Source organism: Sphingopyxis sp., assembly GCF_035944815.1.
Taxonomy (GTDB): domain Bacteria; phylum Pseudomonadota; class Alphaproteobacteria; order Sphingomonadales; family Sphingomonadaceae; genus Sphingopyxis.
Genome location: NZ_DASZAU010000012.1, coordinates 98,663 through 113,768 on the forward strand (window position 1 = coordinate 98,663; position 15,106 = coordinate 113,768).

Here is a 15,106-nt window from a genome sequence, read left to right on the forward strand (position 1 = left end):
TCAGTCCCTAACCAGATCGTCGGCTACAAGGCCGGGGCCTATACGCGCGGCCTGCGCGATATGCCACCCCACCGCTGCGACCGCCGCGTCGAAGACATCGCCGCCGCGCGCCAGCATCGCGCCGCAAGCCCCAGCCAGCACGTCGCCCGTCCCCGCCGTTGCAAGCCAGGGGTTTCCCGGCCAGGCCGCAGCGACACGGCCGTCGGGCGCCGCGATAATCGTATCGGCGCCCTTGTAGATCACGACCGCCTGCGTCCGCACCGCCGCCGCCTTCGCACGGTCGATCTTGCTGCCGTAAAGCTGCGGAAAGGCGCGCACGAACTCGCCCTCGTGCGGGGTCAGGATCGCTTTGCACCGCATTTCCGACAGGCGCGGCAACGCGGCATCGATCGCCGCGGCGTCGAGCACCAAAGGCTTGCCCGAATCGAGCGCCGCCTCGACATCGAAAATCAGCTCGTCGCCCGCCGGAAACCCTGGCCCGATGACCACCGCACCGATGCGCGGATCGTCCAGCCGCTCGCCGAATTTCTCGTCGCTTTCGGTGATAATCGCCGAAAAAGGCGCCTGTTCGCTGCCGTCGAGCACGACATAGCCGGCGCCCGCGCGCAGCGCCGCCGCGGCGGTCAATCCCGCGGCCCCGCGCATCGGTCCCGCGAACACCAACACCATGCCGCGCGTGAACTTATGCGCCGCGGCGTCGGGCGGCAGGCTCTCCGCCGCGGCGATCGTCCGCATCCGCCGGTTCGCCGCGATCCCGATGGGCGCGAGCAGTACGCGCCCGCACGCCTGCGCGGCGGGCAGCAGCACATGCGCGGGTTTGAGCGCCCCCAGCGCCAGCGTCACATCGGCCGCGAGCGGCGGCATCCAGCCGGCGATGGCGTCGGCATCGACCCCGCTCGGAACGTCGACCGCGAGGATACGCCGGTCGGCAAAATGCCCCAGAATGATCGCGAGGTCGTCGGCGAGCGGCCGCGACAAGCCGACGCCGAATAGCGCGTCGACGATCAGCGGCGCCGGCGCGGTCCTGCCGTCGAGCGGCTCGACCGGCCCGGTCCACAACGCGCGCGCCGCCTTCGCCAGCCCGGTTGCCGGTTCGCCAAGCGCCGCCACGCGCACCGTGGCACCGCGCGCCGCCAGCAAACGTGCCGCGACATAGCCGTCGCCACCATTGTTTCCGGGTCCGCACAGGATCAGGATCGGCGCGTCCGCCGCCATGCGCCAGGCCATGTCGGCGATCGCCGCCCCGGCATGGTCCATGAGTTCAGACAGCGACGTGCCCTGCACCGCGCACGCGGCCTCGGCCTCGCGCATCGCCTTGGTGGTCAGGATCGGGGCGTCGGCGGGAACGGACATGCCCCGCCCTATCACGAACGCGCGAATGCGCCTACTTCGCGCCGCTCGTATTGGCGGTCAGGCGGTACCGGTCGTTGCCGATCGCGACTTCGATCACATTGTCGCCGACGATACTGACCTTCGCCGGTTCGGCGCCATCGGCCGATACCACGCCGCGTCCGTCGGTGGTGATCTGGAGGCGGCGATAACCGACATTGGCGCGTCCCACGACAAGGATCGTCCCGCCCTCGCCGCTCATTTCCTCAACCGTGCAGGTGCGGTCGAACAGCTTTGCGCCTTCGAGCGCGCATTCGATACGGCCGTTTTCCGCCGCCTCGCGCGAACCGCGCGCTTCGGCCTCGGCCAGCTCGCCATTGTCGGGCGCGCGGTTGCACGCCGTCAGCAGCAACAGCGACAGGACCGCCCCCCGTTTCGAAATCATGTCTTGCCCACCTTCAGTTGCGACAGGTCGCGCACTGCGCCTCTCGCGGCACTCGTCGTCATCGCGGCATAGGCCTGAAGTGCTACCGAAACCTTGCGCGGGCGCGGCTTAGCGGGTTGCCATGCCGCATCGCCCTTAGCTTCCATCGCCGCGCGCCGCTCGGCGAGCACGCTGTCGGCGACCATCAGATTGATCGTCCGCTTCGGGATATCGATTTCGATTATGTCGCCATTCTCGACCAGCCCGATCGTGCCGCCTTCGGCCGCTTCAGGCGACGCATGGCCGATTGACAGGCCCGATGTGCCGCCCGAAAAACGACCGTCGGTGACCAGCGCACAGGCGGCGCCCAGCCCCTTCGACTTGAGGTAACTCGTCGGATAAAGCATTTCCTGCATTCCCGGCCCGCCCTTCGGTCCCTCGTAACGGATGACCACAACGTCGCCCGCCTCGACCTGCCCGGTCAGGATGCCCGCCACCGCCGCGTCCTGGCTTTCATAAACCTTGGCCGGGCCCGAAAATTTCAGGATATTCTCGTCGACGCCGGCGGTCTTCACGATACAGCCGTCAAGCGCGATATTGCCCGACAATACGGCAAGCCCGCCATCCTTGCTGAACGCATGCTCAGCCGAGCGGATCACGCCGGTTTCACGGTCGAGGTCGAGGTCGTCCCAGCGCCGGTCCTGGCTGAACGCGGTCTGCGTCGGCACGCCGCCGGGCGCTGCCATGAAGAATTTCTGCACCTCGGGGTCGTTGGTGCGCGATATATCCCATTTGTTGAGCGCATCGCCCAGCGTCGCACTGTGCACCGTCGGCAGATGCGCGTGGATCAGCCCCGCGCGCTCGAGCTGGCCAAGGATCGCCATGATCCCGCCCGCGCGGTGGACATCCTCCATATGCACGTCGCTCTTCGCCGGCGCGACCTTCGACAGGCACGGCACACGCCGCGACAGCCGGTCGATATCCTCCATCGTGAAATCGACCCCCGCCTCGAACGCCGCGGCGAGCAGGTGCAGCACCGTGTTGGTCGACCCGCCCATCGCGATGTCGAGGCTCATCGCATTTTCGAACGCCTCGAACGTCGCGATGTTGCGCGGCAGGACGCTGTCGTCATCCTCTTCATAATGGCGGCGGCACATGTCGACGACCAGCCGCCCCGCGGTCAGGAACAGCGCCTTGCGGTCGGCATGCGTCGCCAGCGTCGATCCGTTGCCCGGCAGCGACAACCCCAGCGCCTCGGTCAGGCAGTTCATCGAATTCGCGGTGAACATACCCGAGCACGAGCCGCAGGTCGGGCACGCTGCCTGCTCGATCGCGGTGACTTCCTCATCGCTATATTTCTCGTCGGCGGCGGCGACCATCGCATCCACCAGATCGAGCGCGACGGTCTTGCCCTTCAGCACGACCTTGCCCGCCTCCATCGGCCCGCCCGACACGAACACGACCGGAATATTGATGCGCAGCGCCGCCATCAGCATGCCCGGGGTGATCTTGTCGCAATTCGAAATGCACACCATCGCGTCGGCGCAGTGCGCGTTGACCATATATTCGACGCTGTCGGCGATCAGGTCGCGGCTGGGCAGCGAATAGAGCATGCCGTCATGCCCCATCGCGATGCCATCATCGACCGCGATCGTGTTGAATTCCTTGGCGACACCGCCATGCGCCTCGATCTCGCGCGCGACCATCTGGCCGAGGTCTTTGAGGTGGACGTGCCCCGGCACGAATTGGGTAAAGCTGTTGACCACCGCGATGATCGGCTTGCCGAAATCGCTGTCCTTCATTCCGGTCGCGCGCCAGAGGCCGCGCGCGCCGGCCATATTGCGGCCATGGGTGGTGGTGCGCGAACGATATGAAGGCATTTTAGGCAATCCTGATAATAATATTTCAAAATTCAGCGAAGAAACGCGCCTCTACACGCCTATCAAACCAGATTCAATGCAACTTTACTGCACATGCGAGAAAGCCGCCCGGCGAATAACGCCTGCCCCGCCGCATCGCCGACCAGATCCTGCCGCATCTCGATCCCGACATAGGGAATGCCGTTCGCCTCGGCATGGCGGTTCATCGTCGCGTTGAGCAGCTTGCCCGAATAAGGCTGCTGGTCGCCGACGACCATATCCTCCGCCTCCAGCGCCGCGATCGCCGCGCCTGCCAGCCGGTCGTCCTCGTTATACAGCACCCCGACATGCCACGGCCGCGCCTGATCGGGATGCGCCGCGAGCGACGGCGTGAAACTGTGCAGCGACAGGATCATCGCGGGTCGATGCGCCGCGATCGTCGCCGCGATATGATCGTGATAGGGCCGGAAAAACCGCGCCAACCGCGCCTCGCGCCCCGCATCGTCAAGCGCATTGCCCGGCACCGCATGCCCATCGCTCGCGATCGGCAGCACGCCGGGCGCATCCTCGTCGCGATTGCAGTCGACGACCAGCCGCGACACGCCGCCGAGGATCGCCGCATCGACCGCGCCCGCTTCGACCAGCCGCGCCGCGACTTCGGCAACGCCGATATCGATCGCGATGTGGTTCGACAGCAGCGCCGGATCGATCCCCAGATCGATGTCGTCCGGCACAAAGGCCGACGCATGATCGGCGATCAGCAGGATGCCGTCCGCCCGCGCCGAGCCGATCTGCCGCCACGCTTCGCTCACCGCAACGCTCCTGCCATCGTCCACCATCCCGGATGCCGCTCGGCGAGTAAGGCCGCCGCCGCGTCGCGCTCGGCCGCCGCATCGAACAGCGCAAAACAGGTCGCCCCCGATCCCGACATACGCGCCAGCCAGGGGCGAAGCGCCCCGAGTTCGAGCAGGATATCGGCGATCGCCGGGCATTGTGCGATGGCGGGACGCTGCAAATCGTTGCGCGCGCCGAACAACCCTGCGCGCAGTTCGGCCCCCGTGAACAGCGCTCCGCGATCGATCCCGTCCCACGCCGCGAACACCGGACCCGTCGCCACGGGCAGCCGCGGATTGACGAGCAGCACCGGCGTTCCGCCGAGCCGCAATTCGGGTACCGCGCTCAATTCGGCGCCGACGCCGACGCCAAGACAGGTCTCGCTCGCCACGCAGGCGGCGATATCGGCGCCGAGCGGGCTCACGACGCGCGCCAGCGTCGCATCGCCCAGTTCGGGCAGGAATTGCGCACGGACCAGCCGCGCCATCGCCGCGGCGTCCGCCGACCCGCCGCCGATGCCCGCCGCCACCGGCAAATGCTTGGCCAGCGTCACCGCCAGCGGCGGCACGCGGCCGGCGCCATAGCGCGACCGCAGCAGCGCCAGCACCTGCATCACCAGATTGTCGGCGCCCGCACTCAACCCTTCGGCGAATTCGCCATCGATCGTGAGGCTGTCCACATCGGCAAACTCGGCCGTAATCGCGTCGCCGCCATCGACAAAGGCGAAGAGCGTCTCGATCTCATGGTAGCCGTCGGCGCGCCGCCCGCGGACGTGCAGCGCCAGGTTGATCTTGGCCCAGCCCATCTCGCGAAACGCGCTCATGGCGCGGTGTTCGCGGGGGTCAGCCCGTCGCGCAATTTGGCCTCCAGCCGCGTCGCCATCTCGGCCTCGGCGAGCAACGCCGCCGCGCGCCAGCTATACCGCGCCTGGAATTTGCGCCCCGCCTGCCAGTAAGCATCGCCCAGATGTTCGACGATCACCGCATTGTCGGGTTCGCCGCGCTGCGCCTTTTCGAGCAATTCGACCGCATCGTCGGTACGCCCGGTCAGGAAATAGGCCCAGCCGAGCGAGTCGGTGATGCTCGCATTTTGCGGCTCGCGTGCCCATGCCGCCTCGATCCGTGCGAGCGACTGCGGCACGTCCTTGCGCCGCTCAAGCGCCGAATAGCCGGCGAAGTTCAGGACGTTCGCATCGTCGGGGCGAAGCTTTACCGCCTTTTCCATCAGCGGTTCGGCGGCATCCCAGTCGCCGGCCTGCAACAGCAATTCGGCGCGCGCGATCAACAATGTTCCGCGTAACGACTGGTCGCCCTCGCTTTCTCCCAGCGACGCCTCGAGCCGTTCATAGGCCCGCGCGGCGGCTTTAGGATCGTCCGAGCGGCGCGCGACGTCGGCGAGGCGCACAAGCAGGCTGCGCGCGCCGGTTCCGGCCGCGGCAGCTTCGGCCAGCTTCGCCGCCCCCGCCACGTCGCCGGCGTCGGCGGTCAGCTCGGCGCGCCGCATCGCGAGCACCGGCGGCAGCGGCGAGCGCGAAGCACTCAGCAGCGCCATCGCTTCGTCGCGCTGTTCGTTACGGTCGAGCGCCTCCACCAGCGTCGCGCGCACCGCCCAATCCGTATCATTCAGCCAATAGGCCGCGCGCGCGAACAGCAAAGGCACGCGCGGGCTGCCGCCCGGCGTCCGCGCAAGCCCGTCGGCGAGCAGCCCCAGCCATTGCGCCGTGCCCGCGCGCGGCGTCGACACCGGCTGGTCGGGGAGGAGCAGCATCGGGTCCTCGCGCTGCCCCGAAGCGAGCGCGATCCGCCCGCGCAGCCGTTCGGCGGCGCCGCGTTTGCCCGCCTTGTCGAGTGTCGCTGCGAGACGCAGCGCGATCAGCTGGCTCGTCCGGTCGGTCAGCGTGGTCCTGTCGGCCAGCGCCTCCGCGTCGTCGGCGCGCTGCGCGGCAATCTGGACGAGCGCGACCTGAAGCATGAGCGAGGGGTCGGGCCGCGTGCGCCCCGCCGCCGCCAGCAAATGACGCTCGGGCAGCTTTTCGCGCGTGCCGACGTCGATCCACGCATTGACCGTCGGCTGGATCAGCCGCGCGATCGTATCGGCGCCGGCCTTGTCGTCGCGCCCCGACATCAGGTCGCGTGCGGCTTTCCAGTCCGACCGCCGCATCGCATCGACCATCAGCACCAGCTGGGCATCGAAACGGCGCTCGCCGGCGCTCCAGAGCTGCAACGCGGCGGCACGCGCGGCGTTGAGGTCGCCGGCCTGAATCGCCTGTTCGAGCATCCGCCCGCGCAGGCCGGGCAAGCCCGGTGCGAGGCTCGACGCCGTCGTCAGCGCCGACAGCGCCGCGGCGGGCTCACCGCCCTCTTCCGCCAGCCGCGCGCGGACCAACGCGTTCAGCGCCGCGCCGCTGTCGTCGACGGCCTGTGCCGGGACCGCTGCCGCAAAGGCGACAGCGGCCAGCAGCAAACGGGCGGGCTTACATATTCGGGTAATTGGGGCCTCCGCCGCCTTCGGGGGTGACCCAGTTGATATTCTGGGTCGGGTCCTTGATGTCGCACGTCTTGCAATGGACGCAATTCTGCGCGTTGATCACGAATTTCGGATCGCCTTCGGCCTCGCCGACGATCTCATAGACCCCCGCCGGGCAATAACGCTGCGCCGGTTCGTTATAGAGCGGCAGGTTATATTCGACCGGGATCGACGGATCCTTCAGTTGCAGGTGGACCGGCTGGTCTTCCTCATGGTTGGTGTTCGAAACGAACACCGACGACAGGCGGTCGAATGTCAGCACCCCGTCGGGCTTCGGATAGTCCGGTTTCGGCATGATGTCCGCGCGGTACAGGCTCTCATTGTCCGGATGATGCTTCATCGTGAACGGAACCTTGATCTTCAGCGTTTCGAGCCACATCGTCATGCCCGACAGGATCGTGCCCGCAAGGTCGCCATATTTCTCGACGAGCGGCAGCACGTTGCGGACGACGCTCAGTTCCTTTTTCACCCAACTGTCGTCATAGGCAGCCTGATAGGCGTCGAGCGTGTCGCTCGTCCGACCCGCGGTGACCGCGGCAAAGGCCGCCTCGGCCGCCATCATGCCCGACTTCATCGACGTGTGCGTGCCCTTGATGCGCGGAACGTTCAGGAAACCGGCGCTGTCGCCGATCAATGCGCCGCCGGGGAACGCGAGCTTCGGCACCGACTGGTAACCGCCATCGCTGATCGCGCGCGCGCCATAGGAGACGCGCTTGCCGCCCTTCAATATCTTCGCGATCTCGGGGTGCGTCTTCCACTTCTGCATCTCTTGGAACGGGGAGATGTGCGGATTGCGATAGTTGAGCCAGGTCACGAAACCGAGCGCGACCTGCCCGTTCGCCTGATGATAGAGGAAGCCGCCGCCATTGGCGTTCTGGTCGAGCGGCCAGCCCTGCGTGTGGATGACGCGGCCCGGCGCATGGTTCGCGGGGTCGATGTCCCAGAGTTCCTTGATGCCGAGACCATAGACTTGCGGCTCGCAATCGCTGTCGAGCGCGAATTGCGGCTTGATCATCTTGGTCAGATGGCCGCGCACGCCTTCGGCAAAGAAGGTATATTTCGCATGAAGCTCGAGGCCGGGGGCATAGTCGGCCTTGTGGCTGCCGTCGCGCGCGACGCCCATGTCGCCGGTCGCGACGCCCTTCACCGAGCCATCCTCGTTGTAGAGGATCTCGGCGGCGGGGAAGCCGGGGAAGATTTCGACGCCCAGCCCTTCGGCCTGCTCCGCCAGCCAGCGGCACAGATTGCCGAGGCTGCCCGTATAGGTGCCCTTGTTGTGCATGAAGGGCGGCGTGATGATGTGCGGCACGCCGATCTTCTTGGTCTTGGTCAGCACCCAATGCTGGTTGTCGTTGACCGGCACCTCGGCGAGCGGGCAGCCCATCTCGCGCCACTCGGGAAGCAGTTCGTCGAGCCCCTTGGGATCGATCACCGCCCCCGACAGGATATGCGCGCCGACTTCGGATCCCTTTTCGAGGATGCACACCGACAATTCGCTGCCGGCATCATTCGCCAATTGTTTGAGGCGGATCGCCGCCGAAAGCCCCGCCGGCCCTGCGCCGACGATGACCACGTCATAGGGCATCGATTCCCGTTCGCTCACCGCAAATACCTTTCTGCCGTCCCTGCGCGGACATTCATCGTGTCCTGCGCTCATTCTGTCACGATTTGCGATGCCCGCCAATTGACGCGTCCGTCAACTGCCTGTTTGAAACAAAATCATGGGTGGGCAAAATTCAGCCTTGCTGGCGGAAAGCATATGCGACTGGTGGTCGCTGGCGGGCGTCGATGCGCTTGTCGGCGAACAGTCGGCGGGCTGGCTCGTTGCGCCGCCTGCGAATGACGCTGCGGCAAAGCCGAAGCGCATCGTCCACGAAGAACCTGAACTGCCGCCCCTTCCGGCCGCGCTTCAACGACAGGACATCCCCGAGGCGGCCGAAACCAAGGGGCCTGTCGTCTTTCCCGACGACTGGAACGAATTTCAGGCCTGGCTGGCGAACGGCGACGATGTTCCGGGCAGCCAGTGGGACGCGCGCCGCATCCTCCCTGCCGGAGAGGCCGGCGCGCCGCTGATGCTCCTCACCGCATGGCCCGAAATAGACGACCAGCAGGACGGCACGCTCTTTTCCGGCGCGGCCGGACGGTTGCTCGATGCGATGCTGCGCGCGATCGGCATGGCGCGCGGCGATTGCTACGTCGCCAGCCTCGCGGTGACGCGCCCTGCCGGCGGCCGCTGCGATGGCAACGACGCCGCCGAACTCGACCGGTTGCTGTGGCATCATCTGCGGCTGGCCCGCCCCGGACGGCTCTTGCTGATCGGCGGCGACATCGTCCGCATGGCGGCCGCAAGCACGTTGCCCGATGTGCGCGGAAAGTTACTCGATATTAACCAAGATGGCGGCAAGGTGGACGCAGTGGCTGTGGCGCATCCCGCGATGCTGCTGGCCCGGCCCGCGCAAAAAGCGGCGGCCTGGGATAGCCTGAAACTGTTCAACCGGGGACGTTGACAGATGGAAAAGATGACCAAGACTCTCCTCTCCTGCGCCTTTCTCGCGATCGCGGCGAGCGCCTCACCCGTTCTGGCGGCCGACGCCGGCGATCGCGGCCTGATATCGGCGCCACAAACGGTACCCGACATCCTCTCGTCAAAGCAGAAACAGCTTTATACGCAAGTGCTCACCGCGATCCGCGGCCAGCGTTGGGCCGAAGCGAGATCGCTCCTCGACGGCACCGATAACGGCCCCCTCAGCGATTTCCTCCGCGCCGAGCTGCTCACCGCGGCGAACAGCCCACGCGCCGAAGTCGCCGACATCATGCCGATCCTCGCGCGCTCGCCTTATCTGCCGCAGGCCGAACAGCTCGGCCGGCTGGCGACCCGGCGCGGCGCCACCGATCTGCCGGCGCTCCCCTATCAGACGCGCCTGTCCTGGGCCGGCAGCGCGCCGCGCCGCCTCGGCGCCGACGCAGTCAGCGGCGATCCCGTCGCCGCCTCGCTCGCGCGCACGATTCCCGACCGGATCAAGAATGACGACCCCGCCGGCGCCGAAGCGCTGCTCAACGCCGCGACCGGGCTCGGTCCCGAAGCGCGCGCCGAATGGATGCAAAAGGTCGCCTGGTCCTATTATATCGAGAATGACGACCAGAATGCGCTTCGCCTGTCGCTCGCCTGCACGGCCGGCGGCGGCGGCGCATGGGCGACGCAGGGCGCGTGGGTGCAGGGGCTCGCCTCGTGGCGTCTGCGCGACTACCGCACGGCACTCGTCGCCTTCGACCGCGTCGCAAAGGAAGCGCCCGACAGCGAGCAGCGCGCCGCCGCTTATTATTGGGCCGCGCGCGCCGCGATCGCCGCCGGCGAGCCCGCATCGGTGCAGCCGCGCCTGCGCGCCGCCGCCGCCAACGAGGAAACCTTCTACGGCCTGCTCGCCGCCGAAACGCTCGGCGTCGAAACCAATGCCCAGCGCGAGAGCGTCCGCGCCGACCGCAGCGCCTGGCGCGCCCTCGAAGACCTGCCCAACGTCCGCATCGCGATGGGCCTGTCCGAAATCGGCGAGGATCAATATGCCGGCACCGTGCTGCGTCATCAGGCACTGATCGGCGACGCCCGCCAGCACGAACAATTGCTCGCGATCGCGGGCGCGCTCAGCCTTCCCGAAACGCAGCTCTATCTGGCGCACAACACGCCGCAGGGCCGCAAGCCCGCCGCGCAGACGCGCTACCCGCAACCCAAATGGGAACCCAATGGCGGGTGGAAGGTCGATCCGGCGCTCGTCTTTGCCCATACGTTGCAAGAATCGCGCTTCCAGCGCACCGTGGTCAGCCCCGCCGGCGCCTTCGGACTGATGCAGGTCCGCCCCGGCACCGCGCGCGACATCGCGCGCTGGCGCGGCGACAGCGGCACCGGCGATCTGCGCATCCCCGCCGTGAACATGGATATGGGGCAAAGCTATCTGCAATATCTCAGCAAGGATCCCTCGACCGGCGGCCTGCTGCCCAAGGTGATCGCCGCCTATAACGCCGGCCCCGCGCCGATCGCGCGCTGGCAGACCGAAATCCGCGATAATGGCGATCCGCTGCTTTACATGGAATCGATCCCCTATTGGGAAACGCGCGGCTATGTCGGCATCGTGCTGCGCAATTACTGGATGTACGAAGCCCAGCAGGGCAAGCCCTCGGTCAGCCGCGCCGCGCTGGCGCAGGGCAAATGGCCGCGCTTCCCCGACGGCAAGGATCGCACCCGCCTGACCTATGCCGGCAACCTCGCCAATGCCGATTGACGAGAGCCTGACCTTCAGGCCGGTCCGCATCGCGCTTTTAACGATATCGGACAGCCGCAGCGCGGCCGAGGACCGTTCGGGCGACAAGCTCGAGGAATTGCTGACCGGCGCCGGCCATATCCTCGCCGCGCGCGCGATCATCAAGGACGAGACCGACCTGATCGTCTCGCGGCTCCACAACTGGATCGACGACCCCGAGGTCGATGTGGTGATCACCACCGGCGGCACCGGCCTCACCGGCCGCGACGTGACGCCCGAGGCGCTGCACCGCCTCGACGGCAAGGACATCCCCGGTTTCGGCGAGTTGTTCCGCTGGCTCAGCTACCAGACGATCGGCACCTCGACGATCCAGTCGCGCGCCTGCGCGGTCGTCGCGCGCGGCACCTATATCTTCGCGCTTCCCGGTTCGACCGGCGCCGTCACTGACGCATGGGAAGGCATTCTCTCGACGCAGCTCGACAGCCGGCACAAGCCCTGCAACTTCGTCGAACTGATGCCGCGGTTGACCGAATAGGCCCGGCTGTCTCGTCATCCCGGACTTGGTCCGGGGTCCATTGCTTCGCTGTGGGATGGATACCGGATCGGGTCCGATAACGATGAAAGACGTCTTCGTCCTCATTTGTTCTTTATTTGTTCCCATCGCCGCGATATCGTCCCTTGGTGGAATCGTCCAAGCCCCTCCCCCCGATCGCAGGCCGCGGCGCACCGACCAATCTCCGCCCCACCCGCACCGGATCGGCCGAACGCGTCGCCGACGGCGACTGGCTCGACGCGGCGGAGGATATCGACGGCGACGCGCCGAAGCTGCGCACGACGGTGACCGTCGAGCATCCCAAAACGATCATTTCGCGCAACAAGTCCCCCGACATCAGCTTCGACCGCTCGATCAATCCCTATCGCGGCTGCGAGCATGGCTGCATCTATTGCTTCGCGCGCCCGACGCACGCCTTCCACGACCTGTCGCCCGGCCTCGATTTCGAAAGCCGCCTCTTCGCCAAACCCGATGCGGCGAAACTGCTCCGCGCCGAGCTCGCGAAGCGCGGCTATGTCGCCGCCCCGCTCGCGATCGGGACCAACACCGACGGTTATCAGCCGGTCGAGCGCGAATGGGGCATCACCCGCTCGATCGTCGAAGTGCTCGCCGAAACGCGCCATCCGCTCATCATCACGACCAAGTCCGACCGGCTGCTGCGCGATATCGAGCTGCTCGCCGATATGGCGCGCGACAATCTGGTCGGCGTTGCGGTGTCGGTAACGACGCTCGACCCGCACGTCGCGCGCACGCTCGAACCGCGCGCCCCGCACCCGCGCCGCCGCCTCGCCGCGATCCGCCGGCTGATCGACGCGGGCGTTCCGACACAGGTCAATATCTCGCCGATCATCCCCGCGATCACCGATCATGAGATCGAGGCGATCATGGCCGCCGCGGCCGAAGCCGGCGCGATCCGCGCGTCGTACATCCTGATGCGCCTGCCCTATGAGGTCGCGCCACTCTTTCGCGCCTGGCTCGCCGCGCATTATCCCGACCGCGCCGACAAGGTGATGCACATGGTGCAGGATATCCGCGGCGGCCGCGACAACGACCCCGATTTCTTCACGCGCATGAAGGGTCATGGCGTCTGGGCGCAGCTCATCCGCACGCGCGTCAAACGGTCGGCGCGCGAACATGGCATGGACAAAAGCTTCCCGCCGCTTCGCAGCGACCTGTTCCGCCCACCCGAGCGCGACGGGCAGATGGAGCTATTCTAGGCGGCCGTCAGCGACCGCAGCTTGTAATCCTTGTAATCGTCGCGGATCTGCCGCTTCAAAATCTTGCCTGTCGCGGTGTGCGGCAGTTCGTCGACAAAGACGATCTCGTCGGGCAGCCACCATTTGGCGACCTTGTCCTTCAGATAATCGGCGATCGCCGCTTCACTCGTCTCGGCGCCCGCCTTCTTGACAATCAGCAGGATCGGCCGCTCGTCCCATTTGGGGTGATAGACGCCGACGGCGGCCGCTTCCTGCACGCCCGGCGCACCGACCGCGGCATTTTCCAGTTCGATCGAGCTGATCCATTCGCCGCCAGACTTGATGACATCCTTCGCGCGGTCGGTGATCTGCATGACCCCGTCGGGGTGGATCACCGACACGTCGCCGGTGTCGAACCAGCCGTCGCCGTCGGTCGCATCCTTGTCAGCCCTGAAATAGCGCTGAATGATCCACGGTCCGCGGCATTGCAGCCGCCCGCTCGTCACCCCGTCGCGCGGCAGCTCATTGTCCTCGTCGTCGACGATACGAAGTTCGACCCCGAACGGCGGACAGCCCTGCCGGCACACGACATCGACCTGCTCGTCGAAGCTCATCGCGTCCCAGTTCCACGGACGCTTGCCCATCGTGCCGATCGGCGACGTTTCGGTCATGCCCCATGCGTGCGCGACTTCGACGCCCGCCTTCATGAAGCGTTCGATCATCGCGCGCGGCGCCGCCGACCCGCCGATGATGACGCGCTGCAATTTGCCATAATCGATGCCGGTCGCGTCCATATGGCCAAACATCGCGAGCCAAACGGTCGGCACGCCCGCGCTGTGCGTCACGCCCTCGGCGTGCATCAGGTCGCACAACACCTGCGCGTCGTTGGTCGCCGAAAAGACCAGCTTCGCGCCCACCGTCGCCGCGGCGAACGGAATGCCCCAGCTGTTCGCATGGAACATCGGCACGATCGGCAGGATGACGCTGCGGTTCGACATGTCGAACACGTCGGGCTGGATTTCGGTGATCGCGTGGACGACGTTCGAGCGATGCTCGTAGAGCACGCCCTTCGGATTGCCGGTCGTCCCGCTGGTATAGCAAAGCCCCACCGGATCGCGCTCGTCGAGCTCCACCCATTCAAAACCGCCGTCCTCGGCCTCGATCAGGTCGCGATACGACAGGTAGCCTTCGCGCGCCGGCGCATCGAACAGGATGAAATGCTCGACCGTCGGCAATTGGCCGCGCAGCCGCTCGACAATCGGCAGGAACATCGCGTCGAAGAACAGGACACGATCCTCGGCATGGTTGATGATGTAGATCAGCTGCTCATCGAACAGCCGCGGATTCACCGTGTGCAGCACCCCGCCCAGTCCCGCACTGCCGTACCAGCTGACCAGATGATGCGCATGGTTCATCGCCAGCGTCGCGATCCGGTCGCCCTTGTTCATGCCCAATTTGGTCATCGCGGCGGCAAAGCGGCGCGCATCCGTGCCGACATCGCCCCACGTCGTTCGCGTCATGCTGCCATCGGCCCAGCGCGAGACGATTTCGCGCGTCGCATGCTCGCGCGCGGCGTGGTCGATCAGGCTCGTGACGAGCAGCGGCTGGCCCTGCATTCCCATGGTGCGGCATCCTCATATTATCGTTGCACCACAGGAATAAGGTCGGAGGCAAAGCGCGCGCAAGGCAAAACAGGGCGCGACGGATGCGAAAAGACCGGATTCAGCCGGGAAGGCCATCCATATGAGGGATATCGGCCAGATCGACGTCCCATTCCGCACGGCTTGCACAGCTGATATGCGCGGTCGGTCGGATTCCGACCGGACCATCGAGGCTTCCTGCCGGAACGACAAGCAGCGTGCCATCCATCCGCACACCGGGAAGCGCCGAACCGCAGGTCCTGCAAAAGCTGCGCTCGTGCCGGGTATCGGGCACGCGATAGGATGCGATATTCGCTTCGCCCGACTGCCACATGATGGTCGCGTTGGAAGCGAACAGGTTCGCGCCGTGCGCCGAACCGCTATTCTTGCGGCATCGTGAGCAATGACACAGGAAGAAGGCGTCGAAGTCGCCCGCAATTGCGAACCGCACGGTACCGCAAAGGCAGCTCCCGGACGTTGTGGCTGCGGCCG

General features: G+C 66.6%; 13 protein-coding genes. 4 read left to right on the top strand and 9 right to left on the bottom strand.

Features of this window, described 5'->3' with window-relative positions; all coding sequences use genetic code 11:
• The 7 genes from VGU00_RS17160 to VGU00_RS17190 form a co-directional block, all read right to left on the bottom strand.
• Positions 1-1,353: an NAD(P)H-hydrate dehydratase gene (locus VGU00_RS17160; RefSeq protein WP_327470704.1), complete on the bottom strand. Its 1,353-nt coding sequence runs from the start codon at positions 1,351-1,353 to the stop codon at positions 1-3.
• Positions 1,354-1,384: 31 nt separating this feature from the next.
• On the bottom strand, positions 1,385-1,774 hold the full coding sequence (locus VGU00_RS17165; protein WP_327470706.1) for a hypothetical protein: 390 nt from the start codon (positions 1,772-1,774) through the stop codon (positions 1,385-1,387).
• Positions 1,771-3,633 carry a dihydroxy-acid dehydratase gene (gene ilvD / locus VGU00_RS17170; RefSeq protein ID WP_327470707.1) on the bottom strand — a complete coding sequence of 621 codons (1,863 nt, stop codon included), beginning with the start codon at positions 3,631-3,633 and terminating at the stop codon, positions 1,771-1,773. The genes VGU00_RS17165 and ilvD overlap by 4 nt, the downstream gene beginning before the upstream one ends.
• A 62-nt stretch (positions 3,634-3,695) precedes the next feature.
• Positions 3,696-4,424 (bottom strand): N-formylglutamate amidohydrolase, encoded by a 729-nt coding sequence (locus VGU00_RS17175; protein WP_327470709.1) that lies wholly within the window; start codon positions 4,422-4,424, stop codon positions 3,696-3,698.
• Complete coding sequence (locus VGU00_RS17180) at positions 4,421-5,269, bottom strand: 4-(cytidine 5'-diphospho)-2-C-methyl-D-erythritol kinase (RefSeq protein ID WP_327470711.1); 849 nt, start codon at positions 5,267-5,269, stop codon at positions 4,421-4,423. Before VGU00_RS17180 ends, VGU00_RS17175 begins: the two co-directional genes overlap by 4 nt.
• The gene (locus VGU00_RS17185) at positions 5,266-6,909 is read right to left on the bottom strand and encodes a tetratricopeptide repeat protein (protein WP_327470713.1); all 1,644 of its coding nucleotides are present in this window, start codon (positions 6,907-6,909) and stop codon (positions 5,266-5,268) included. Before VGU00_RS17185 ends, VGU00_RS17180 begins: the two co-directional genes overlap by 4 nt.
• Positions 6,910-6,919: 10 nt before the next feature.
• The gene (locus VGU00_RS17190; protein ID WP_327470715.1) at positions 6,920-8,575 is read right to left on the bottom strand and encodes an electron transfer flavoprotein-ubiquinone oxidoreductase; all 1,656 of its coding nucleotides are present in this window, start codon (positions 8,573-8,575) and stop codon (positions 6,920-6,922) included.
• A gap of 118 nt (positions 8,576-8,693) precedes the next feature.
• Here VGU00_RS17190 and VGU00_RS17195 point away from each other — a divergent pair, with 118 nt between their 5' ends.
• From VGU00_RS17195 to VGU00_RS17210, 4 genes are all read left to right on the top strand, one after another.
• Positions 8,694-9,479 carry a uracil-DNA glycosylase family protein gene (locus VGU00_RS17195; protein WP_327470717.1) on the top strand — a complete coding sequence of 262 codons (786 nt, stop codon included), beginning with the start codon at positions 8,694-8,696 and terminating at the stop codon, positions 9,477-9,479.
• A 12-nt stretch (positions 9,480-9,491) separates the two neighbouring features.
• Entirely contained in the window at positions 9,492-11,246 is a 1,755-nt protein-coding gene (locus tag VGU00_RS17200; protein WP_327470719.1) for a lytic transglycosylase domain-containing protein, read from the top strand.
• Positions 11,236-11,760: a molybdenum cofactor biosynthesis protein B gene (gene moaB / locus VGU00_RS17205; protein ID WP_327470721.1), complete on the top strand. Its 525-nt coding sequence runs from the start codon at positions 11,236-11,238 to the stop codon at positions 11,758-11,760. The genes VGU00_RS17200 and moaB overlap by 11 nt, the downstream gene beginning before the upstream one ends.
• Positions 11,761-11,906: 146 nt before the next feature.
• Positions 11,907-12,995 (top strand): PA0069 family radical SAM protein, encoded by a 1,089-nt coding sequence (locus VGU00_RS17210; protein ID WP_414713567.1) that lies wholly within the window; start codon positions 11,907-11,909, stop codon positions 12,993-12,995.
• Here the strand turns inward: VGU00_RS17210 and VGU00_RS17215 are convergent.
• Positions 12,992-14,596: a long-chain fatty acid--CoA ligase gene (locus tag VGU00_RS17215; RefSeq protein WP_327470723.1), complete on the bottom strand. Its 1,605-nt coding sequence runs from the start codon at positions 14,594-14,596 to the stop codon at positions 12,992-12,994. The genes VGU00_RS17210 and VGU00_RS17215 overlap by 4 nt on opposite strands.
• 100 nt (positions 14,597-14,696) lie before the next feature.
• Positions 14,697-15,065: a GFA family protein gene (locus VGU00_RS17220; RefSeq protein WP_327470725.1), complete on the bottom strand. Its 369-nt coding sequence runs from the start codon at positions 15,063-15,065 to the stop codon at positions 14,697-14,699.
• Positions 15,066-15,106 lie beyond the last annotated feature (41 nt).